We start from the raw sequence: 23,673 nt of genomic DNA, 5'->3' as shown, positions 1-23,673 counted from the left end.
TATAAATAAAAAAAAATCTTATTTTAAAATATCGTCAATCTCATATATAAAAATAAAAATTAAAAATCATTAAAATATAAACTAAATTGTAACTTATTTCAATTTTAATTTAAAATTTTAAAAATTAAACTTTTTCTTTATTTTAATTTTTCTTAGTCTATTAGCAAATCTATGCGCTTCATCTCTTATATATATAAGCATTCTCATTTCTGGTAAATTAATATCAAGCTTTATTAATTCATTTCTTGCTGGGATATAAATAAGCTCTTCCTTTTTAGCAAGTCCTATTATATCATTATTAAATCCCAATTTTTTTAAAGCTTCATAAACTGAATTTGTTTGAGGTTTACCACCATCTATTAATATTAGGTCTGGTAATCTTTTATTTTCATTTTGTAGTCTAATAATCCTCCTTAAAACTATTTCAGTTATAGCTTCAACATCATTTTGATAATCAATTAATTTAATAGCAAAATGTCTATATTCTTTTTTATTTTTAATACCATTTATAAAATTAACTTCAGCTCCTACTATATATTTATCTCCTAAATTTGATATATCATATCCTTCTATTATTTCTGGAAATTTTTCTAAACCTAACTTATTTTTTATACTTTTTAGTAAACTTATATTTGCTTTACTTTCTTCGGGGAATGTCTCAAAATAAAAAGTTTTACAATGTTTAACTAAATTTTTTAAAATATCTAATTCTTTATTATTTTTATATTTTCTTACAAATAAAATTTTATTATTAGAATTAGAGTTTTCGAAATTAGGATTATTATTTTTGGTTGTTTCTACAGCTTGATTGTCAAGCTTATAAATTGCATTATTTTCAGCTACATTTAAATTGCTTATTAAAAAGTCTTGAATAATATAGTTTATCTTATCATTTTTTGCTTTAATATTTTCTAAAAATATCTCCCCTGTTTGGTAAAGAGAAATTATTTCTTCAGGTAAAATAAAATTTTGAAATTTTAGAAAATCTTCATAAAGTTTTATAACAATTTCTTCAAAAATATTTTTTGGATAATCATAATATTTAAAATATTTTGTATAAGGCAAAATCTTTCTTCCTTTACTCATTCTTAAAATTGCAATAATTCCATAATTTTTACCAAAATAAAATCCAATAAAATCTACAACCTTTTCTGTGAAATAATTATAAGAAAAATCTTTTTTAAAATTTTCAATTTTTTCATAAATATTTTTTAATTCTAACGCCTTTTCAAATTCAAGGTTTTCTGAATATTTATTGATCTCTTCTTTCAACTTTTTTAATAAATCATTGTAAGCACCCCTTAAAAAATTTTTAGCTTTTTCAACAAGCCCTTTATAACTTTCTTCATCTATAAAATTACCACAAGGAGCGCAACATAACTTTAAATGATAATTTAAACATGGTTTTGAAATTTTATTTAGCTTTTTTGAACAACTCCTAATCTTGAAATTTTCAAGTACAAAATTATAAACTGTTTTTGCTGTTCGGGATGAAAGATATGGTCCTGAAATAAATCCTTTTTCACAATTATATTGCCTTGATAGATGAACTGCTGGAAATCTCTCTTCTGTTAAAACAATAACAGGAAAAGATTTATTATCTTTTAATTGAATATTATATGGAGGATTATTTACAGATATAAGATTCTGCTCAACTAATATAGCTTCTTTTTCTGATTTTGTAATTAGATAATCTATAAACTTTACTTTTTTAGTAAGATTAATAGTTTTTAAATCTTTGTATTTACTATTAAAATATTGGGATACCCTTTTTTTTAAATATTTAGCTTTCCCAATATATAGAATCTTCCTATTTTTATCATAAAAAATATAAACCCCTGGATTATTGGGCAAAGATAAATAATTCTCTTTTTCAATCATAAAAATTGAGTATAAATTTCAAAAACAATATTTATGTTAAAAAATTATAAAAATAATTTTTAATATTAATCTTTATTAAAACAATAATTTATTAAAATAAATACTTGAAATATTTAAAGATAACAAATAACTAAATTTTATTTATAGTACATTTCTAACAAATAATCCAATGCTAAAAAGTATGAATCAATACCAAATCCCATTATACAAGAATCTGCAGCTGTTGTTGTTAACAAATTATTTCTTCCTCTAATTAATGGATTTGTTATATGAACTTCTATAATATAAATTCTATTATTTCTTAAAGTATTATAAAGATCTAGTATTGAATAAGAATAATGAGTCAATGCTCCTGGATTTATTATTAGACCAAATGTTTGTTCTATATGTTCATATGTTTTATTTAAAATTTCTCCTTCTATATTAGTTGTATAAAATAATATTTCTGGCCTCTTTTTTTTATTATTTATATTATTATTACTAATAGTACTTGAAGTTATATGTTCAATTTTTAATTCAAACCTCTCTTTAATTTTATTCTCTATTTCATTTAGATTATAGCCTCCATAAAATTTTTCTCTATATTGAAGCATAGATAAATTTGGTCCGTTTATAATTAAAAATTTATTTTTTTCTCCATTATTTTCCATACTAATAATCAAATTTTAATAATATTAACTATTAACTTTGTTAAAATCCTAAAGATTTAATTAAAATTCAAAATAATATTATTTTTAAATTCTAACAATTATTTTATAATTTATAATTTTATAATTATTTTACGATCCATTTTTTATAAAATTTGATTATCTTTTTTCTTTAAGATTTTCATATCTTTTTAATGTTTCTAATAAAGTTTTCTCAAGCTTCTTAAGTTTCAAATTTCTATCAGTCCATGGGTGAATAGTTATAGCTTCGCATAGTAATAATTTCTCATTAAAAATTTTATATGATAAAACCATTTTAAATTCATTTAATAAGTCAATATTAGTAATAATACTAATTTTATCTTCAAATCTTGCTGAATTTTTATATTTTATTTTAATCTCATAAACAGGGAGCATATATCCATTTTCTTCTATCCATTTGTATGGATACCCTATTTCTCTTAGAAAGTGACACCTTGCTTCTTCCAGCCATTTGATATAATTCGAGTGATGCACTACTCCCATTTGATCAGTTTCCCAATAATTTACAATATGGAAATAAGGGGTAATATTCACAATCATTCCTTTTTTAATAATAATTATCAAAATAAATTGCAATTTTTGTTTTTCCTAAAAACTTTTCGATTCTAATTATAGTACCTCTAAATTCCATTGAAGAAGTTTCACTTCTCAGATTAAACTTAACTTTATCTTTTAAGTTTAAGCTCATATTTTCATCAAATATTATTAAACAACCTGTATCAGATATGTTGTCTAGAATTCCCTCTTTTTTTAAATTTTCATTTATTAATAACTCAATTTTTTTATTTATAGAAAATCTAGGACTTTTCCTTCTTTCAAAAAAACCCAAGCTAAACTCCTTCTTGATTAATAATAAAATAATTTTTTAAAAATATCAAGTAAATTAATTTTATGTAAAGAATAATTATTTTTATTTTTTTGAACGATTAATCATATATTTTTATTTGACAAAAAAAATTTTTTTTATTTAATATTTTTAAATGATTAAATTTATAGCACTTGATATTGATGGTGTTATTTATTCCTCAGAAAACTTTCTTCATGAAGCTTATCAAATTGGTATAAAGAATTTTGTTAAAGATTATAATATTAAAGATATTAAAATCCCTCAATTAAAAGATATAATAAATCTAGTTGGACAAACTTATAAAATTATAATTTCCACTTTATTTCCAGATCTAGAAGAAGAATTAAAAATAGTTTTAAGGAATTATGTGCTTGATGCTTTAGTGAATCTTATTTCAAATAAAAAAGGAATTCTATTAGAAGGAGTTTATGAATTTTTAAAATTTTCTACAGAAAATAAATATTTAATTGGTACAGCTTCAAATGGTTCTAGTACATACTGTGAAGCAGTTTTAGAAACATACAATATTTCTAAATATTTTAATGAAAGAGTTTATGTGGATTTCATAAATTTTAATGATAAAGCTGATATATTGGATTATTATATAGATAAATATAATTTAAAAAATGATGAACTCCTTTTTATTGGTGATAGACTTGCTGATGTTAATGCTGCAAAAAAAGTTAACTGTCTCTTTATTGGTATATCAGGACATGGGAGTGAGGATGAATTAAAAGATGCTAATATTGTAGTTAATAATTTAAGGGAAGCAGTCCCTTTTATTATAAATTTTAAGAAGGAGGAATTATGCTTAAAAAATCTTTAAGGATTTTGAGCCTTTTCTTTGTCATTTTTTTCTTATTCATTCTATTTACTGCTTCTACAAATGAACTAATCAAGAGATATGTTCTTGACAATGGTCTTGAATTATTTGTAATTGAAAACCATACAGTACCACTAGCATGGATTCAAATTACTTTTAGATGTGGTGCTAGAACTCATACTCCTGAAACAACAGGTTTATTCCACTTATATGAACATATGTTATTTAAAGGAAATGCTGTTTATAAAGATCAAACAAGTTTCTCAAACGCAATGAAGGAACTTGGTGTCACAACTTGGAATGGTGGTACTTCAGGAGAATATGTTACTTACTATTTTTCAGTCCCATCTGATAAAGTTGAGAAGGGAATTGAATTTTGGGCAAATGCAGTAAGATATCCTTTATTTGATTCAAAAGAGTTTGAAGCTGAAAAAGGAGTTGTTATAAATGAAATAAAAGGATATAACTCTGATCCAGGTCACATATTTTATGGAGCTTTAGATAAATATTTGTGGTATAAATACCCATGGAGAAAAGATGTTGGTGGTGCACCAAAACACATACAAGCTGCTACTATAGATCAAATGAAAATGATAAAGGACACTTTCTATGTACCAAATAATGCTGCTCTTTTTGTTGGAGGAGATGTAAATCCTGAAAAGATACTTGAATATACAAAAAAATATTTTGGAACATGGGAAAAATCTAAAAATCCAATCCCTGATTTCCCAAAGCATCCTGATTTAACTCAGAAAAGTTACATCATATATCCAGACTCAACTTTCTACAAAAATTTTATATTTTTTACTATGCAATTTAGAGGACCAGATGTACTTGATGATCCTGAAGCAACTTATGCTGCAGATGTTTGGGGAACTCTTCTTGATAACCCAAACGGGAAATTTAGAAATAATATTTATAAGAAATTGAAAGGTTCACTATATAAAAAAGATTATATTGTAATGTATTATTTTACACAAAGAGATGGCGGGGAAATTACCTTTTATACTTATATGACATATAATGCAGGTGTTGTTACACCTGATAAAGTAAAAGAATTAGAAAAAATTGTATTAGATGAAATTCAATTAATGGCAACAGATCCAAATTATTTCACAAAAGAAGAATTTGAACTTGCAAAAAGAAAACTTGATGATGAGAGAGTTATTAACTCTGAAAAACCTTCATCACTAATCTCAAATATATCTTTTTGGTGGGCATCAGCTTCTACAGATTATTATTTCAACTACCTTGATAACTGTAAAAAAGTTAAATATGAAGATATAGTTAAATTTTTACAAAAATATGTTTTGAATAAAAACTATGTATTAGCTGTTAGAATGAACTCCAAAGATTTTGAAAAAGATAAAGATGCTTTTGCAAAAGCTGGTTTTACTCTAATAACAGAAGATAATGCATACTGGTGGAAATAGTTTTATTTTACTCTAGGAGGTTATTATTATGAAAAAAATAAAAATATTCGTTTTATTTTTCTTTATTTTATTTTCTCTCTATTCTTGTGGTACTTCTGCACAATTTAGTCTTTATTCAAAAGAAAGTGTAATTTCTTCAGGAAATATTAATAATTTTGCTAAAACTAATTTGCCAACCTTTACAGTAAAAACACTTTCAAATGGAATCCCAGTTATTATTAAGAATAATCCATACAATAGAATTCAACATATTAAAGTAATTATTAATGGTGGTGTTTTATTATCAAATGTAAAAAATGCTGGAATTGAAAATGTTATGCTTTCACTTTTAACTAAAGGTTCTAAAAATTACAGTTACGATGATATTAAAAAGATTTTATCAGATACATCATCTTCAATTTCTACTTCTACAGGCTTTGATTATTCAGAATATTCTTTAAATACACTTGATTACTATTTTGACAAAGTATTTGATATTTATGTTGATTGCTTTACAAATCCAACATTCCCTGAATACGAATTCGACACAACAAAAGACGAGTTTTTAAGAAATCTTGATAAAAAAGCAAATGATCCTTATTCAAAAATGGTAGATAATTTAAATAAAGCACTTTTTAAAGGACATCCTTATGAAGCTTCATGGGACGGAACAGAAGAATCAATAAAGAATTTAAAATATAAAGATGTTGTAGATTATTATAAAAGAACAATCTCATCTAACAGATTATTCATAGTTGCAGTTGGAAATTTTAATAATGATAAATTATTTAATAAATTAAATGATACTTTTGGAAAAATTCCAAATAAAAATATTGGAATACCATCCGTTTCAAATTTTTTAGGAAAAGTTAAATCTGATGTTATTTATGAAGTTAATGCAATAGGTGGTGGTGTAGCTTATGTTAGAGGTGATTTTGCAATTCCAGAAGCTTCTCACCCTGACTTTATGCCTTTAAGACTAGCTCTTGCTATACTTGATGATATGCTTTTTGAAATAGTTAGAACACAAAATTCTGCTTGTTATTCTGCATGGACTCAAGTTAGAATCTTTAAAGCAAACTACGGATCGATTGTTGTTTATAAAACAACTGTTCCTGACAAAGTAAAATATTATATTGACGAAGCTATAGCTTACCTTTTAATGGGTAAAGTTATTGCTCCAAAAGCATCAGTTTCTGCTGAAGGTAAAGGTGGAATGGGTCAAGAAGTTGATCTTTCAAAAATGTCCATTTCTCTTGTTTCAATTAACGAAGTTTTAGAAACATACAAAAACATTTTTATTAACTCTTTCTTTGAAAGTCAACAAACAAATGCAGCAATTGCTTCTCAAATAGCACAATCCATATTGTTAAATGGCGATTATAGAAATTACCTCTTATTTATGGATCAAGTTAGAGCAATAACTGCTGATCAAATAATAGCTGTTGCTAAGAAATACCTCTATGATAATAAAATTTTATGGTCAGTTTTAGGTTCTGAAGATGTAATGAAGAATTTTAAACCAGATATTTATAAAATATTTACAAAAGAGGATTTACTTAAAAAATAAACTTTAAGCAACAAAAATAAATTAAAAATTCAAAAATCCAAAAGATTAAAAAACTCTAATAAAAAAGCTTCCCCTTTTAGGGGAAGCTTTTTAATTTATAGTTTATAAAAGAACTTGATTAATAATAATATACCATTTTTTTTGCTAACTCTTTTGCAATTTCCTTTGATCTTATTATTTCAACAAGCTTTAAGGCACCATCAATAGCGGTACCAACTCCTTTTGAAGTAATTATATTCCCATCAACTACAACTTTTTCATCAATATAAGTCCCATTTTTAATATCTACACCTGGATATGAAGTAAATTTTCTATTATTTAAGATTCCTGCTTTATCAAGTAAAATTGGAGCTGCACATATAGCATATATAAGTTTATTTTCTTTATAGAAATTTTTTATAAGTTTTATTATCTCTTCATTATTTACTAAATCATTAGTACCAGGACCACCTGGAAGTAGTATACCTTCATATTTATTAATATCTACATCTTCAACTTTTTTAAAAGTTTTTTCAAATAAATATACAACATTGCTTCTACTTTTTATTTTATTATCTCCAACCCCATAAGTTTCTATAGCAATATCAGCTCTTCTTAAAACATCAATAATTGCAAGGCCTTCAATATCCTCAAAACCATTACCTGCTATAAAAAGATACATAAATTTATCACCTCCATTCAAAATTTTTTAATAAATATCTTTAATTTAAAGTTTTAATTTTATAAATTTTAATTTATTTATTATAGCTCATTTTATATTGTTTCTTTTATTTTTATATTATCTTATTTTTTAATAAATTCAAGACCACTCCACCTTAATAACTTTTTACCATCTTTTTCATATAAAAATAAAGTATCCATAGACATTCTGCCAGCACCCATTACTATAAACTCATTTTCAGAAACAGGATAAAGATAAAAATTGAATTTTTGCCCCATAAAGTTAAATTTAAAAAGCAAATAACCATCCTCTATCACCAAAATATTTTTAACATTTTTATCTTCTGAAAAAAATGTTTTCATATTTTCATTTGAAACAACAGGATCATATAAACCTAAATAATTTTTAACAAAATTAGGAATCTCTTTTTTCTCAAATTCTCTTCCAACTGCAGTATCACAATAAAGCTTATCATCTACAATAGAGCAAATTGATAAATATTTAACTCCATCTTTAACAAATATCTTAAATAGAGGAACTCCTGCTTTATTTCCTGAAATATAAAAAATACCTCCTATAACAACATCTGCTTTTAATAAAATACCCTCTTCTAAATTTAAATTCTCATATAATTTTTTATCTCCATCTTTAAAAGTTACAGGATATAAATGAAAAAGATTATTTTGAAACTCCATAAATAATTTTTTATTTTTTAAATAAATTTTCATTTTTCCTATTAATGTAAAATAATTACCCGATAATTTATCTAAAATATCTCCTTTTTCTTTAATATCCTTCTCTTTTATTCTTTCTATATTCTTTGAAACATAAAAATAATTAAAAGGATAAAAAGTTTTATTAAATCTTTTTTCATAAACTTTCTTTATATTCTCAAGATTATCCCCTTTATATTGAAATGCAACTTCAACTGTATTATTAATTATTTTATTAAAATAATTTACATTATTTTGATCAGAATAAATATCATCACTAAAAGAATAAAATAAACCAATTCTTTTATCTTTAAAAATAACTACTCGTGAATAGAAAGGAGGAATATAACCTTCATGCCCATAATTATTAAAATCATAATTTATAAAACTAAAATTATTTAAGAAAAAATTTAATCCAATATTTACATCTCCATCGAGTTTAATATTTTCATTTTGTTTTATAATCATACTATTAAAATATTTTTCAGGCAAAATCACATTATTAATATATTTTCCTTTATTAAGTAACATAATCATAAAATTCGCCATATCCGATGAAGTAGATATAAGGTTACCAGCAGGTATATCCCTTATAGTATAATATGGTACTAACTTCCCTTTTGAAATTCCATCAGCTAAAATATTTTTTGTTTTATTGTCAAGATAGAAACTTGTATTTTTCATATTCAATGGTTTGAATATATTTTCTTCCATATATTGATTAAATTCGATTTTCGAAACTCTCTTTATTATTTCTCCAAGAATAGATATAGCTAAATTTGAATAAGAAAAAATAAAATTTGTAGGATATGTCTTATATTCACTTTTAATAAGATCAAATAAAATACTTAAGTTAAATTTTTCATCATCATCTTTACTTTTTACAAACCCATAATAGTAATCTGAAGGTAACCCTGAATGATGAGTCATAATAGATTTTATAGTAATATCGGAATCATCTTTATATCTTGATTTTATAGAAAATTCTGGAATATATTTTTTAATTGGATCATCTATGTTAAGAAGTCCTCTTTCTTGTAATTGCATTATTGCTATCGCAGTAAAAAGTTTAGAAATTGAACCTATTCTATAACCTGTTGTATTATCTGCTTTAATTTTCTTCTCATAATCTTTATAACCGAAGCTTTCTGAATAAAGAATACCGTTTTCATCAACTAAAGAAAAAGTAAATGATCCTTCTTTAAATTTATTATAAAAATCATTATATATTTTATCCAAGTTCCTTTTAAGATTCAATTTATCACCTTGATATAACTTAACTTCTAGATTTACAATATTACATGAAAAAAGGAGTATTAAAATACAAAAAAATATTATAAATAATATAAATCTTATCTTCATATTTAATCCTTTCATTAATTTAATATTTTTATTTTATTTAATTTATTTTAATTTTCAAATAATACTTTTGTATGATTTAAATTATTTATTTGAATTTATTTGAAAAAAGGATTAATTTAAAAAAAAAGGTGATTTAAAAAATGAGATTAAAAGAATTAAAAAATTTTTTTAATGAAATATTTAAAGACTATATTATTGATGATTACTTAAAAAATGGACTTGAAATAGAAGGGAAAGATAATATTAAAAAAATTTTATTTGGAGTCTCTTTTAATAAAAAGATAGCTGAATTTGCTATTAAAAATAATTTTGATGCTATTATTACTCATCATGGTCTTTTTGGAAAAAGCTTTTTTGAAATAACAGGAATACAATCTCAAAAAATAAAAGATATTATTACAAAAAATATATCTCTTTTTTCATTCCATCTACCACTTGATAAACATAGAGAGATAGGCAACAATATTACTATTGCGAAAATATTAGATCTTGAAAATATTGATGAACTAAATATTGGTTATTGTGGAATAAATGTAAAAAATTATTCTATTAAAACAATTTGTGATTTAATTTATGAAAAAATCGCATCACTTATTGATTTAAAATTAATTGAGAAAAAAGATCAACAAATAAATAAAAATTTAAATCATTTCAAAATTTCTGGTTTTAATGTTTTATTAAACAATGAAAAAATACCTGAAAAAATTGGTATTATTTCTGGAGGGTCAGCAGAATATGCAAAAGAAGCTTATGAAAAAGGTTGCGATTTATATATATGTGGAGAATTAAAACTCCATGTTTCTGACTTTTGTTACGAAACAGGGCTAAATTTAATATCACTTGGACACTACTATTCAGAAATTTTTGGTATAATAAATCTTAAAGAAATAACTCAAAATAATTTTGAAGTAGAAACTTATTTTTATAATGATGAGAATATCCTTTAAGGTAATTAATTTTTACATAAAAATTATTATTTATTTTTATTTTTAAATTTATTATTTTTATATTTGAAATAATTTTTTTAAAGGAGGGGGAAAATGAGAGGGTCCCTAACTTTCAGACTCTATTTAATAATTGGTATTCTTTTTGGAATAATATTTTTAATAATTACCCTTATCTCACAAGAAACACTTATTCTTAATTCAATTATAGCTTTTGCAATTTTATTAATTCAATACTTAATCTCTCCATATTTAATAGAAGCTTTTTATAAAATTAAATACCTTTCAGAAGAGGAAGCCCCTGAAATACATGCTATGGTTGAAGAGATGTGCTTTAACGCTGGTATACCTAAACCAAAAATAGGTGTATCTGAAATAAATATTGCAAATGCTTTTGCATTTGGAAGAAGTATAAAAGATGGAAGAATCTGTCTTACAAAAAATCTTATTAATCTTCTTAACAAGAATGAATTGAAAGCAGTTATAGGTCATGAATTGGCTCATATTAAAAATAGAGATTCTGTAGTCACTATATTAGTATCATTTATCCCTACATTGTTATACTATCTATTTAGATTTTTCTCTTTTAGTAGTAGATCTTCTAGCGAAAGAAATAATGATTCTTCAGGTGGAATTTCTCTTTCTTTTCTATTTCTAATTTTATATTTTATATCAAATTTATTAGTTTTAGCTATATCAAGAGTTAGAGAATTTTTTGCAGATTATTACTCCATCAAATTTGGGAATTCACCAGAACATTTAGCTTCAGCTCTTTATAAAATAGTGTATTATAGTACTAAACTAGATGATTATACATTGGATTCTGTTACTGGATTTAAAGCTTTATTTCTAAATGATCCTAATAATGCCATGAATGAAATTAGATCATTGAAAGAAATTGATTTGAACAAGGATTTTTCAATCGATTTTTCAGAATTACAGAATTTGAAAGAATCAAAAATTAAAATATCTTTAATTGAAAAATTATCAGAAATTTTTACAACTCATCCCAATGTATTAAAAAGAATTAAAAAATTAAGTGAATATAGTTAAAGTTTAATGCTAAGGAGTTTCTTTTCCCACTCATAAGCAGTTTTACAAATAAACTCTAAATTGTTATAAATAGGTTTCCATCCCATTTTTTGAGTAATTTTACTATTATCTGCAACAAGTTTCGCTGGATCCCCTTCTCTCCTCCCTGTTATTTCAACTTTAAAATCTATATTAGTCACTTTTTTTACAACATCGATAACTTCCTTAACTGAATATCCCTGTCCATAACCACAATTGAATATATCACTATCATTTTCTTGCAAATATTCTAAAGCTCTTAAATGAGCTGATGAAAGATCATCAACATGAATATAATCCCTTATACAAGTCCCATCAGGAGTATCATAATCTGTTCCAAAAATAAACATCTTCTCTCTTTTACCTACTGCTGTTTCTGATGCAATTTTTATAAGGTGAGTAGCATCTGGAAATGCTTGACCTAATCTTATTTCTGGATCTGCACCTGCAACATTAAAATATCTTAAAATAACATATTTAAAATCTTTATATGCTTTACCAGCATCAATTAAGACGGTTTCACTCATAAGTTTACTTCTACCGTAAGGATTAATCGGTGATGGTGAAAAGCCTTCCTTTATAGGAATAATTTCAGGTTCCCCGTAAACTGCAGCTGTTGATGAAAAAATAAAATATTTTACACCATATTTTATACATAGGTTTATAAGATTGGTTGTATTAACTGTATTATTCAAATAATATTTTAGAGGATCTCTAACACTTTCAGGTACAACTATACTTGCAGCAAAATGAATTATAGCATCAAAATTAATACTTTGAAATATTCCTTCTATAAGAAGAAAATCTTTTAAGTCTGCTTTAATAAACTTAAAGCTTACATTATTTTGTTGAGCTATATTTTTTAATGTATTTATAGCATACATGTTACCAGTAGAAAGATTATCTATAATAGTAAGACCATCAACTTTAATCTTAAGGTTTTTATCCTCAAGCAACTGTTTTGCAACATGACTACCTATATAGCCTGCCCCACCAGTTATTAAAATATTCATAAAACTTTACCCCTCAATTAAATTATTTTTTAAGTTATATCTTTTACCCCAGTAAAAAGTCCTTGAGCTATAAATTTATCTTTATCTCTTCTAAAAGAGGAAAACTCTTTTACTTTAAAAACATCTTTATCAATAGAATAAACTATCTCAATATTCTCTTTTTTTATATCATAAAAAAGAAGCCCTCTAAAATCAAAATAATTTTTGTCCCCTTTTTTTATCATAAAGTTTTCTTTTATAAAATTTTCCCTTAAATTTAATAACTCTTTCTGCTCTTTTGAAATATTTTTAGAAATTTGTTCATAAAAATTCGAAATTTCACCCTCTCCAAATTCATATGAATCGTAAAATATAGAAGGACCAACAATAACTTTTATATCATCTCTATTTGAACCTAATTTTTCTATCAAATAATTTAATATTTTATTAATAATATTTAAACATGTTGTTTTCCATCCACAATGAATGGAAAAAAATATACCATTTTTTAAATCAAAAAGTGCAACAGGAATACAATCTGCAAAAGTTATGAGTGGGATAATATCATTATTTTTAGCTCCAATAGCATCAAGCTCAAACTTAATGAAAAAGAATTTCTCATTAACTTTTATTAGTTTATCTTCAAAATAATCTTCATTAATCCTCTTTTCAAAAAAAATAAAGTTATCCTTATGTTCAAGTTTAACCCCAACTATCTGCTTGTCATAAAAATAATAACTATATTTTTCAGTAAAATTATCTATATTTTTTATTGTATCTTCTTTACTATAAAGAGTATTTGAAAATGACAAATTACCAACAACTTTTTTTGTAAAAATAGCAAAATACTTTCTGTTTTGATGGTTTAACTCAACTATAAATGTTTCTATATTTTGAATTACATTAATCTTCATTATTTTTTAATAACCTAACAAATGTTAAAGTCCAAGCTCAAGTGAAATTTTCTTCATAGAATTTAAAGCTATTTCTATAAACTTTTCAAGATTTAGTCCAGCTTTTTCAATTTCCATAATTGTTTCCCTTGAAACATTTCTAGCAAAGTCTTTTTTCTTCATTCTTTTTAGAACCGAATCAACAGAAACAGATTCTAACTTTTTATCTGGATAAACCAAAGCTGTTGCTACAATAAGTCCAGTTATAGTTTCAGCTGCTGCTAAGGCATAATCAATTTTTAATTCTCTTCTTACACCAGTCATCTCATTATGAGATTGTATTATTCTAATAATATCTTCAGGAATATTATATTTTAAAAGAAGTTCTTTTGTAAGTATTCCATGTTTTTCAGGTTCATTTTCAGTTAGTTCATAATCTATATCATGAAGTAAACCTAAAATATACCACTTATCTTTATCTTCTCCAAAATACTCTGCTAGTCCCTCCATTACTTTAGCAGAAGCTAAAGAATGTTTTATCATATGCTCTTTTTTTAAATACTCTTTCATTATTTTTAAAGCATCTTCTTTGCTTAAATTAAGTTTTGTAAGATCATAAGATTCAACTTTAACTTTTTCCTCTTTAAGTGGTCTCATCAACGGAAAAAGAATAACATCTTTTAAGTTATCCTGTGATGTTAAAAGTGCTAAGAACCTATCAATCCCCATTCCCCAACCAGCAATAGGAGGCATACCATGTTCCATACATAAAAGAAAATCTTCATCCATTTCTAAAGCTTCTTCATCACCTTTACTATATGCTTCTGCTTGTTTCATGAATCTTTCCCTTTGGTCGATAGGGTCAACAAGCTCTGAATATGCATTTATAACTTCCCAACCATTTATAACTAGTTGGAACCTATCAACAACATCTGGATTTTCATCATTTCTTCTTGCAAGAGGAGATAAATCTATTGGGTGGTGTATTAAAAATTGAGGTTGTATCATTTTTGGTCTTGCTACTTTTTTATAAAGTGCATCAATAAGATTCCCAAGCCCTAAATTTTCAACATCTTCAAGCTGTATACCTTTGTTCTTTATCTCTTTCCTTAATTCATCAGCACTTTTAAAATTATTAATATCTATTCCACAATTGTTTAAAATTAATTCCCTAAAAGAATAAGCTGGCCAATCACCTGAAAGGTCAATTTTAACTCCTTTATACTCAAATTGTAAAGTCCCAAGTAGATTCTCAACAACATATTTTATCAAGTCTTGAGTAAATTTCATAAGATCCTTATAATTCCAATAAGCAGCATAAAATTCTAACATTGTAAATTCCTGTAAATGTGAGGGATCTATACCTTCATTTCTAAAACATTTTCCTAAATCATAAACTCTATCAAGCCCACCTGCAACAAGCCTTTTTAAATAAGTTTCAGGTGCTATTCTTAAATAAACATCTATATCAAGTGCATTGTGATGAGTAATAAAGGGTTTTGCGAGAGCTCCTGATTTTTTTGTTTGTAATATAGGTGTTTCAACCTCTATAAAACCATGGTTATCCAAATATTCTCTAAATAATTTTATCATTTTAGCTCTTTTAACAAACCTATCACATGTATCCTGGTTCATTATTAGATCAAGATATCTCTGTCTATATTTTATCTCAGTATCAGTTATACCATGCCACTTTTCAGGAAGAGGTCTTAAAGTTTTAGAAAGTAAAACAAAATCTTTAACAAGAATAGTTTTTTCTTTAGTTTTTGTGTAAAATATTTTTCCTTTAATACCAATAAAATCAGCTATATCAACATATTTTTTAAAAAATTCAAATCTATCCTCTCCAATATTCTGTAAATCAAAAGCAAACTGAATTTTTCCTGAATAATCATTTATATGACCAAATATAAGTTTTCCAAACTCTCTTATTGCTATAATTCTTCCTGCACATGAAACTTCTTCATTTTCTTCTTTTTTTAATATATTTGCAATAATATCTTCTTTATCCCATCTCTCTTTATATACAATCTTCTCAATCTTTATTAATTCTTCAAGTTTTTGTAATCTTGCTTTAACTTGTTCATTCATATCTGGTATCTCTATCATACATCACTCCTAAACTTTTATTAATAAATTTTGTACTTTATAATTTTTAATTTTAAAAATTTAAAAATATAAAAGCGGATTAAATATTTTACAAATAAAATTAAAGAAATACAATTATTTTTGTAAAATAAATAAGATTATTAAAAATAGTAAAGAAAAATTTTAAAACAAAAAAAGGATAGATTATTTGGGGGATCAAATAACCTATCCTATCATGTCCGCTTTATGTTTTATAGGGAGGAAGATTCAACTTAATTATCGACAATCAAATTTAATTTTTAAATAATTTCTTAACTAAAATTTTAATTTTAAATTTAATTATTTGTTACTTAAAATTTTTAAATTAAAAGTTTATTTTTTGTAAAACTATTCCTCCCGTATTATTTACATATATTCTAAAAATGTCTCCTTCACTTTTAGGAATAAATGATAAACTTGAGCCAAAAGAAGCTTTAACTCCTTCTTTTTTTGCAAAATATTCATCATTTATAATCTTATCGATATATTCTATTATTCTTACAAAATCTTTATTTTCTATACCTTCAGGTTTCTTTGAATAAAAATAAAAATTTTTTAAATCTATTCCATCTTTTGGAGAAATTTTATTTGTATAAAGTTTATTTAATACAGCAAGATTGCTCTTTTCACCACTTTCTATTAATTTAAACTGAAAGTCAACTACAATAAAATCAACAAATACTTCTCTACCATAAACATTAAATTCTTTTGATTCTATTAAATCTTTATTAAAATCAAGGTAGTTTATTTTTAAATCAATATTTTCATTAAATTTATCTATTTTTAATATTTCTATTTCACATATAACTCTTGAATATGAAAGATTTTTTATAGCTTTTATAAGATTATTATTAAAATTAATACTTTCAATAAATTGATTTATTCTAATAAATAAAAATGCAAGAATAGTAATAAAAAAAACAAATAAAATAAAAACAAAAAAATTTTTAATATAATTTATTGTTTTTTTTATAAATATATAAGCTACATCAATAGAAGTTTTTTTACCTTTAAATATTCTTAATTCAAAAAAGATATAAACAAATAAAAACAAAAAAAAAGTTAAAATTATTATAAAAATTATAAATTTAAAATTAATATTAAAACCACTGAATTTTATATAATCAGATAATCTTAAATCAAAATATTTAAAATCAAGAAATTTAAATATATTTAAAAAATTCATCTTAATTAAGATTTTTTACTTGGTTATAACTTCTATGCCACCTTTTTTTATATTACATATATAGTAAATATATGATGAAAAATCAATACTCTCAACCTTTTTAATAATATGAAGAGCATTTCCAAAACTTTTTGAACCTTCTTTAAAGTTTGCCCTATTAAAAGCTTTTGAATAAATTTCGATCAATTTGTTGATGTAAAATTCATCCATATTTTTTTTTCTATAAATCTCAGGAAATCCATCTTTTAAATATGCTTTAGTTAAGTCTTTTCCATAATCAGAAGGAACAACATCTGAAAAAACAAGATATGGAAAGAAAAAATAGTTAGAACCTTCTTTATAAACAAGAAAATCTACAAATAAATATTGCCCTACAATAGAATCCTGAAGAAAATATACAACATTACCATCAATATCGAGAAACTTTGCTATAAAGAATACATTTCCATTCTCTATCTTCTCAATTTTTATAACCAACGGATTAATTTCTGATTTTAGTTCTATTTCTTTTATTAATAATTTCTGACCAATATAAATAAAAAACTCATGAAAAAAGAATATAAAAGCTACAATTAATATTATAGAAAGACTTAATATTAAAAATTTTAAAATTTTTCTCATTTTTGTTTAACCTAAAAATTTTTTTTATAGAACAATTAATACAAAAATCTTAAATAAAAATAAAATTATTAAAAATAAAATATTTAATTTCAATAATATTATAAATTATAAAATATTTTTTTCTATAAAAATAAAAAGTTATTAATTTTTGTTTTTAACTTTACTTCTTTATCTATCTTTACTACCTTTTTTTTCATCACTTTTTTATAATTTTTAAGAAAGTTTTTTATTTTACTATTTTTAGTAGCAATAATTTTGAGTAAAAAAAGAAAACAGTTTTCTATTCTATTAACTCCTGTAAAAACATTTGGAAATAGATTTTCTGTAACATTATCAAATTTATTTTTTTTATTAAAAATATTTAGAAGCAAATTAAAATCTATATTTTCTTCTTTATCTAATACAAATGAATGGACAACTAAATTAGCCAACGAACTTGAAATTTTGCAAATTAAAGGATTATAAGAAAAATATTCAAAAACAATTATAGATGATTTATCATTATTTTCCTTTATATCAAGGAGGAGATCTTCTATATTATCAGGATCAAAATGATAGACAAAAAATTCAATTCCTAACTTAATCTGTAGATCAATCTTTTGTTGAATAATTTTTTTATAATAACTTTCACATTTATTCTTTATCTTATCATCAATTAATATTATTATCTTTTCTGAAACATTATATTTTTTAAGATAATTAAATTTTTTAGATAATTTTTCTAAATTTTTTCTAATATTTAGAAAAAGATCACTTTTTTCAACAAATAGATTTTTAACTAATTTTTCATAAATATTTCCATCGAAAAGAATATAGCTACTTAAATAATTTAAAAGTTTAAGAATAAATAAAAATGTAGAATAAGAATCATTGATAGGTAAGACACCTAAAGGAACACCTTCAGGCATCTGTAAACTTGAAAGAAGAGAATCCAGACCATTAAAATTTTTTGTCAAAACTGGTATGGCTAAAACTGGCAATAAAGTCTCAGATGCTGTCATCCCAGGAAGATGTGCAGAACCACCTGCAACTGCAACAGATAAGATAAATCCCTTCTTTTCAAGTTTTCTTGCTTCATTTATCATTCTTTCTGGTGTTCTATGAGCTGAAAGTACCCTTAAATCAAAATCAACACCAACTAACTTTAGAAGATTAATAAGTTCTTTAATATGAGATATATCAGAATCTGAACCTGTCCTTATCTCTATTTTCATATTCCACCAAATATTTTATTTATAATATTTTTATTTTTACTTTATCTTTTATTTTTAAAATTCTTTCATAAAAATTTAGAAGATCCTCATTAGGAGAACTTAAAATAGTTATATGACCTATTTTTCTATATGGTCTAACTTCTGTTTTCATATAATTATGTACAAAGATATTATCATCAACTTTTAAAGTCCCTTCTATTATTTTCTCTACTCCATTATTTTCATAAATAATATTAAACTTACCAGAATCATTTTTACTACCATAAATATTTAACATACATACAAAATTTTTTTTAAGAAAAGGTACTTTTTTATTTTCCCATGTAATTGCTCTTAAATGAGCTTCAAACTGTGAAATATTGCATCCTTCGATAGAGTAATGTCCACTATTATGAACTCTTGGAGCTATCTCATTTACATAAATATTTATATTATCATTTTTATGATTATCATTAATTTCAACCATCATTTCAATAGTTAAAACTCCATAAGAATTAAAAGCTTTTATAACATCATATGCTATTTTATATGCTTTCTCTTTAACCTTTTTAATATCAAAATATTTTATCTCTTTACTTTCCTCTTTAGAAAGAATTTTACAAAAGTCATAAATAAAATTTTCATAACAAAAATTCTCCATCAAATTATCATTTAAGACAAAAGTTTTATCCAATATATTATAATCTTTCCCATGTATATTAAAAGATAATGGGAACAAAGTTATAGAACCATCATACCACCTACAACCTATAATAGAAACTTCAAAAATAAAATTTACATACTTTTGAGCCATTATTGTTTTATTTTCAAAATATTTATAAGATCTTTTAATATCATCTTCTTTTTTTAGAATAAAATTCCCCCTACCATCATAAGAATCTTTTCTTGCTTTTAATACAAGTGGAATTCCTAAATATTTTATAATATCTTTTATTTCATTTTCAAAATCATGCTCTTCTTTAGATTTTATTTCTATTGATTCTGGGACAGGAATACTATTTTCTTTTAAGAATTTATATTGTATAAATTTATCTTGGATATTTTTAAGGACAAAAGATGAAGGATAAACTTTTTTATTTTGGCTTTCCAGAAGTTCTAAAGCTTTAAAATTTGCAAGTTCTATTTCAAATGTTATAACATCAACCTTTTCACCAAGTTTAATAATTTCATCAAAATCCTTATAATCTGCCTTTATATGTTGAGAAAGAAATTCTTTAGCAGGTGGGTTATCATTTGGATCTATAGCATAAAGAAGCAAATTCAAATTCTTATTTTTTATCTCTTCTCCAAACATTCTACATAATTGACCTGCTCCAACAACTCCAACTTTAAGCATACAAATCCCCTATATCTTCATTTTCTCTTTTTTTATAACCTGTTTATTTATAATTAAAAAACTTATAGATACTATATAACTAATTTATATAACTAAAATGAAAAAAATAAATACAAGTTGAATATTATTTATTTTTTAATTATATTTTATTTAAATATGTACATTTTACAATTTAAAAAATATTACATACTGCTTTTAATTTTAATCTTTTTTTTTGTTTTAATTAAAATAATTTTATACATCAAAAATATGGGAGTTAATATGGATAACAATAAAATAAATAATAAACAAAATGTAAAAATTATAAACAAAAATCTTACAGATTTTGAGAAAAAAGTTTTGTTTGAAAAGTGGACAGAAGCTCCATTTAGTGGAATCTATGAAAACTTTTTTGATGAGGGAATTTATATATGCAAAAATTGTGGAATACCCCTTTATACTTCAAAAGATAAATTTAAATCTGGTTGTGGATGGCCTGCATTTGATGATGAAATACCAGGAGCTATTAAAAAACAACCTGATGCAGACGGAAGAAGAACTGAGATTTTATGTGCCTATTGTGGTTCTCATCTTGGCCATATTTTTTATGGAGAAGGTTTCACATCTAAAAATACTAGGCATTGTGTAAATTCAGTTTCTTTAAATTTTATTTACCAAAATAGTATAAAAGAGAATAATCAGATAAAATTAAATAGAATGTTTTTTGCAGCTGGTTGTTTTTGGGGGGTTCAAGAACTTTTTAAAAAACTTAACGGGGTTGTTTATACAAGAGTTGGTTATATGGGGGGCCATAAAATAAACCCAACTTACGAAGAGGTTTGTAGAGGCATAACAGGACATCTTGAAACTGTTATGGTAATTTATGATACTTTTAAAATAAAAGAAGAGGATCTAATAAAATATTTTTTTGAAATACATAATTTTTCACAAGAAAATGGCCAAGGACCTGATATTGGCGAGCAATATAAAAGTGCTATATTTTATATATTTGATTTTCAAAGAGAAATTGCAGAAAAAATAAAATATTTACTAATAAATAATAACTATAAAGTAGCAACAGAAATAAGAAAAGCTTCTCAATTTTTTGAAGCAGAAGAGTATCATCAAGACTATTATCAAAAACTTAATGAAGTTCCATATTGTCACTATAGAAGAAATATTTTCAATAAAGAGTAAAATTTTTTAAATATTTTCCTTGATTTATTTTTTCAAATAAGGTTTAATAAAAAAATAATTTTATAAAGGAGAATAAATGAAAAAATTTAATAAGCTATTTGTTTTATTTTCTTTAATACTAGCAATTTCATCTTTAATTTTTTTACTATTTTATTCATGTACAAAAAAATCATCTTTAAATGAAGAATCAATTTTAGGTGATTGGGAAGCTATAAAAGGTTATTATCAACAAATTAGTTTTCAAAAAGAAGGAGAAGAAAGACTATTTTATTCATACCTCGATGGAAAACCTTTTTCAGATGGAACTTGGTCTATTAAAGGAAGTGACATCATTATTAAACTAAGTACAGGAGAAGAAGAAATTTTTAAAAATGTAACAGTAGTCAATCAAATTTTATCATTTAATAAAGGAGAACAGCAGTACCAAAGAGTTAAAACTGCAACTCAAAAAATGGACGAATTAATAAAGGAAATAATGTCTTCTTTAGGTTTTACCTTTTCTAATCCTTCAGATATTGAATTCAATTGGAATAGTGATGAAAATGATGTTATGACAATAAAAGGTAAATCTATAAAAACTTCAATTGAGTTATCAACCAATGACTACACAGATATTAACAATGCAGTAAAGAAAGTTGCTGAATTTCTAAAAAGTAAAGGTTTTAACCCTTCTAACAATAATGCTACCGAACAATCAGAAGCATATGAAAGTGATGTAATAAAGATAAGAATAAAAATAGATGCACCTGCTAATTATAATCCTGAAACTGATGAATCAATTGATATAAAAGGGCAGAAAGCAACACTCGAAGTAATAATTGGAATCATCCAATAAAATATTTTTTTCTATACTTTTCTCTTTTATTGTTATCCTAATATATTCTATAAGTTTTGCAGGTCTTATAAAAGTAAGAATAATCAAAATTGTAATACCAAAATCAAAAATAATTGATAGAGGATCATAAAATAACATTACAGAATTAAATCCACCTGCAAAAACTATAGCAAAAATTTTAATCACAATTGCAAGAATCCATAAAATAAAAGAATAAATTAACATAATAACTCCTTATTAAAATTTAATATTTTTTAACAGTATAAATTAATCTTAGTATATTAATATTAATTTTTCAAATATTAAATTTAAGTTAAATTAAGAAAACTTAATACACCGTGACACCTACAAGCAGTTCCAATGATAATATTTTTTTCATCTTCTTTTTCTAACCTCAAATCCATCAAAAAATTAAATCCACTATAAAAGTTAGATAGTGGATAACCCCCAACTCCAGGTGCTAATTGAAAACTTCTGTATATTATTGCATAATATTTTTCTGGAATTGATTTATTAATTATTTCATATAAATTACCTACTCTAGTTTTACCAGTATAATAACATTTTTGAGTTGGTTCTGGACAATCATCTGGACAAATAAAGTCTGCTATGCTTAAATAAATATTATTATTTCTTTCAATAATCTTAAGGTAATTAGGTAAAATATTTAATATATCTTTATAATTAATTTTTAATTTGAAATTTATATTTCTTGATGAAAGATTCTTAAGTAAAAATTCATATGCTAAATGAAAAGGAACTGCTGGTATTATCCATAAATTATCAGATAAATTAGATTTTGATAGAAACTCCAATGCATCTTCAACAATAAATTCAATTTTATTCTTTTTAATATCAATATTTCTTCTTAAATCAACTATTTTTTCTTGAGATTTATCAACAATAATAAATTCTGAATTATTGTATTTTTCACTAAGCCTTTTTAATGCTTTAAAACCAAAAAATCCAGAACCTATAATTAAAAATTTATTTAAATCTTTAATATTTTTATCAAAAAATGTTTTTATTTTTTTCATCTTTAAAAAATTTTAATCATTTTTATAAACAAACTTCAAATCATTCTCTTTCTTAGCTAATTTCTTAGCTAAGATTTCATCATATGAATTCTTTATAACTTTAAATCCCACATTTGGAAACTAAGACTAGGAAGTTCCTAAAACAAGTATCTGCCAAGTATGGCTTTAAATCCCACATTTGGAAACTAAGACCAGTAATCAACAAGTTATTAAGGAGATTACCTAAAACTTTAAATCCCACATTTGGAAACTAAGACTGGCTTTTTCATCAGGAAAAAGAAAT

General features: G+C 23.9%; 22 protein-coding genes. 7 read left to right on the top strand and 15 right to left on the bottom strand.

All coding sequences use genetic code 11. The features are described from left to right. Positions 1-117: 117 nt before the first annotated feature. From N3A58_07335 to N3A58_07320, 4 genes are all read right to left on the bottom strand, one after another. On the bottom strand, positions 118-1,881 hold the full coding sequence (locus tag N3A58_07335) for a GIY-YIG nuclease family protein (protein ID MCX8059211.1): 1,764 nt from the start codon (positions 1,879-1,881) through the stop codon (positions 118-120). A 137-nt stretch (positions 1,882-2,018) separates the two neighbouring features. Further along, positions 2,019-2,531 (bottom strand): type II 3-dehydroquinate dehydratase, encoded by a 513-nt coding sequence (locus N3A58_07330; protein MCX8059210.1) that lies wholly within the window; start codon positions 2,529-2,531, stop codon positions 2,019-2,021. Positions 2,532-2,687: 156 nt separating this feature from the next. Then, positions 2,688-3,104, bottom strand: a complete 417-nt coding sequence (locus N3A58_07325; GenBank protein MCX8059209.1) for an acyl-CoA thioesterase — start codon at positions 3,102-3,104, stop codon at positions 2,688-2,690. 13 nt (positions 3,105-3,117) lie between these two features. Further along, positions 3,118-3,399 (bottom strand): PilZ domain-containing protein, encoded by a 282-nt coding sequence (locus N3A58_07320; protein ID MCX8059208.1) that lies wholly within the window; start codon positions 3,397-3,399, stop codon positions 3,118-3,120. A gap of 151 nt (positions 3,400-3,550) precedes the next feature. On the opposite strand from N3A58_07320, the gene N3A58_07315 reads away from it, so the two are divergent. Genes N3A58_07315 through N3A58_07305 form a run of 3 tightly spaced genes read left to right on the top strand, consistent with a single transcriptional unit; the run spans position 3,551 to position 7,222 of the window. Further along, a complete protein-coding gene (locus N3A58_07315; protein ID MCX8059207.1) occupies positions 3,551-4,243 on the top strand; it encodes an HAD hydrolase-like protein in 693 nt (230 codons plus the stop codon). After that, positions 4,225-5,673, top strand: coding sequence for an insulinase family protein (locus N3A58_07310; GenBank protein ID MCX8059206.1), 1,449 nt, complete (start codon positions 4,225-4,227; stop codon positions 5,671-5,673). Before N3A58_07315 ends, N3A58_07310 begins: the two co-directional genes overlap by 19 nt. Positions 5,674-5,701: 28 nt before the next feature. Continuing rightward, a complete protein-coding gene (locus N3A58_07305) occupies positions 5,702-7,222 on the top strand; it encodes an insulinase family protein (protein MCX8059205.1) in 1,521 nt (506 codons plus the stop codon). A gap of 118 nt (positions 7,223-7,340) precedes the next feature. Here N3A58_07305 and N3A58_07300 read toward each other — a convergent pair whose 3' ends face one another. Further along, positions 7,341-7,883 carry a DJ-1/PfpI family protein gene (locus N3A58_07300; GenBank protein MCX8059204.1) on the bottom strand — a complete coding sequence of 181 codons (543 nt, stop codon included), beginning with the start codon at positions 7,881-7,883 and terminating at the stop codon, positions 7,341-7,343. 122 nt (positions 7,884-8,005) lie between these two features. Continuing rightward, positions 8,006-9,958: a beta-lactamase family protein gene (locus tag N3A58_07295; protein ID MCX8059203.1), complete on the bottom strand. Its 1,953-nt coding sequence runs from the start codon at positions 9,956-9,958 to the stop codon at positions 8,006-8,008. A 140-nt stretch (positions 9,959-10,098) separates the two neighbouring features. On the opposite strand from N3A58_07295, the gene N3A58_07290 reads away from it, so the two are divergent. Together N3A58_07290 and N3A58_07285 are read left to right on the top strand one after the other, a co-directional pair. Then, positions 10,099-10,905, top strand: coding sequence for a Nif3-like dinuclear metal center hexameric protein (locus N3A58_07290; GenBank protein MCX8059202.1), 807 nt, complete (start codon positions 10,099-10,101; stop codon positions 10,903-10,905). 93 nt (positions 10,906-10,998) lie between these two features. Beyond that, the gene (locus N3A58_07285; GenBank protein ID MCX8059201.1) at positions 10,999-11,955 is read left to right on the top strand and encodes a zinc metalloprotease HtpX; all 957 of its coding nucleotides are present in this window, start codon (positions 10,999-11,001) and stop codon (positions 11,953-11,955) included. Here the strand turns inward: N3A58_07285 and galE are convergent. The 7 genes from galE to N3A58_07250 all read right to left on the bottom strand — a co-directional run bounded on the left by galE (position 11,952) and on the right by N3A58_07250 (position 20,342). Continuing rightward, entirely contained in the window at positions 11,952-12,986 is a 1,035-nt protein-coding gene (gene galE, locus N3A58_07280; protein MCX8059200.1) for a UDP-glucose 4-epimerase GalE, read from the bottom strand. The genes N3A58_07285 and galE overlap by 4 nt on opposite strands. Positions 12,987-13,015: 29 nt before the next feature. Continuing rightward, positions 13,016-13,879 carry a laccase domain-containing protein gene (locus N3A58_07275; protein ID MCX8059199.1) on the bottom strand — a complete coding sequence of 288 codons (864 nt, stop codon included), beginning with the start codon at positions 13,877-13,879 and terminating at the stop codon, positions 13,016-13,018. Positions 13,880-13,903: 24 nt separating this feature from the next. Continuing rightward, a complete protein-coding gene (gene lysS / locus N3A58_07270; GenBank protein ID MCX8059198.1) occupies positions 13,904-15,967 on the bottom strand; it encodes a lysine--tRNA ligase in 2,064 nt (687 codons plus the stop codon). A 343-nt stretch (positions 15,968-16,310) separates the two neighbouring features. After that, positions 16,311-17,171: a hypothetical protein gene (locus N3A58_07265; protein MCX8059197.1), complete on the bottom strand. Its 861-nt coding sequence runs from the start codon at positions 17,169-17,171 to the stop codon at positions 16,311-16,313. Between the two features lie 15 nt (positions 17,172-17,186). Further along, the gene (locus N3A58_07260; GenBank protein MCX8059196.1) at positions 17,187-17,792 is read right to left on the bottom strand and encodes a hypothetical protein; all 606 of its coding nucleotides are present in this window, start codon (positions 17,790-17,792) and stop codon (positions 17,187-17,189) included. 122 nt (positions 17,793-17,914) lie between these two features. Then, positions 17,915-19,006, bottom strand: coding sequence for an AIR carboxylase family protein (locus N3A58_07255; protein ID MCX8059195.1), 1,092 nt, complete (start codon positions 19,004-19,006; stop codon positions 17,915-17,917). A 19-nt stretch (positions 19,007-19,025) separates the two neighbouring features. Continuing rightward, entirely contained in the window at positions 19,026-20,342 is a 1,317-nt protein-coding gene (locus tag N3A58_07250) for an ATP-grasp domain-containing protein (GenBank protein ID MCX8059194.1), read from the bottom strand. 261 nt (positions 20,343-20,603) lie between these two features. On the opposite strand from N3A58_07250, the gene N3A58_07245 reads away from it, so the two are divergent. Beyond that, complete coding sequence (locus tag N3A58_07245; protein ID MCX8059193.1) at positions 20,604-21,518, top strand: bifunctional methionine sulfoxide reductase B/A protein; 915 nt, start codon at positions 20,604-20,606, stop codon at positions 21,516-21,518. A 76-nt stretch (positions 21,519-21,594) separates the two neighbouring features. Continuing rightward, entirely contained in the window at positions 21,595-22,353 is a 759-nt protein-coding gene (locus N3A58_07240; protein MCX8059192.1) for a hypothetical protein, read from the top strand. On the opposite strand, the gene N3A58_07235 is transcribed toward N3A58_07240, so the two are convergent. Next, positions 22,294-22,578 carry a hypothetical protein gene (locus N3A58_07235; GenBank protein ID MCX8059191.1) on the bottom strand — a complete coding sequence of 95 codons (285 nt, stop codon included), beginning with the start codon at positions 22,576-22,578 and terminating at the stop codon, positions 22,294-22,296. The two genes, N3A58_07240 and N3A58_07235, sit on opposite strands and share 60 nt — an antisense overlap. 83 nt (positions 22,579-22,661) lie before the next feature. Next, positions 22,662-23,390 (bottom strand): hypothetical protein, encoded by a 729-nt coding sequence (locus tag N3A58_07230; GenBank protein ID MCX8059190.1) that lies wholly within the window; start codon positions 23,388-23,390, stop codon positions 22,662-22,664. Positions 23,391-23,673 lie beyond the last annotated feature (283 nt).

This window comes from Spirochaetota bacterium (assembly GCA_026415295.1).
In the GTDB taxonomy this organism is placed as follows: Bacteria; Spirochaetota; JAAYUW01; order JAAYUW01; family JAOAHJ01; genus JAOAHJ01.
The sequence above is the reverse complement of the archived record's forward strand: the minus strand, read 5'-3'. Positions and strand labels throughout refer to the sequence as shown.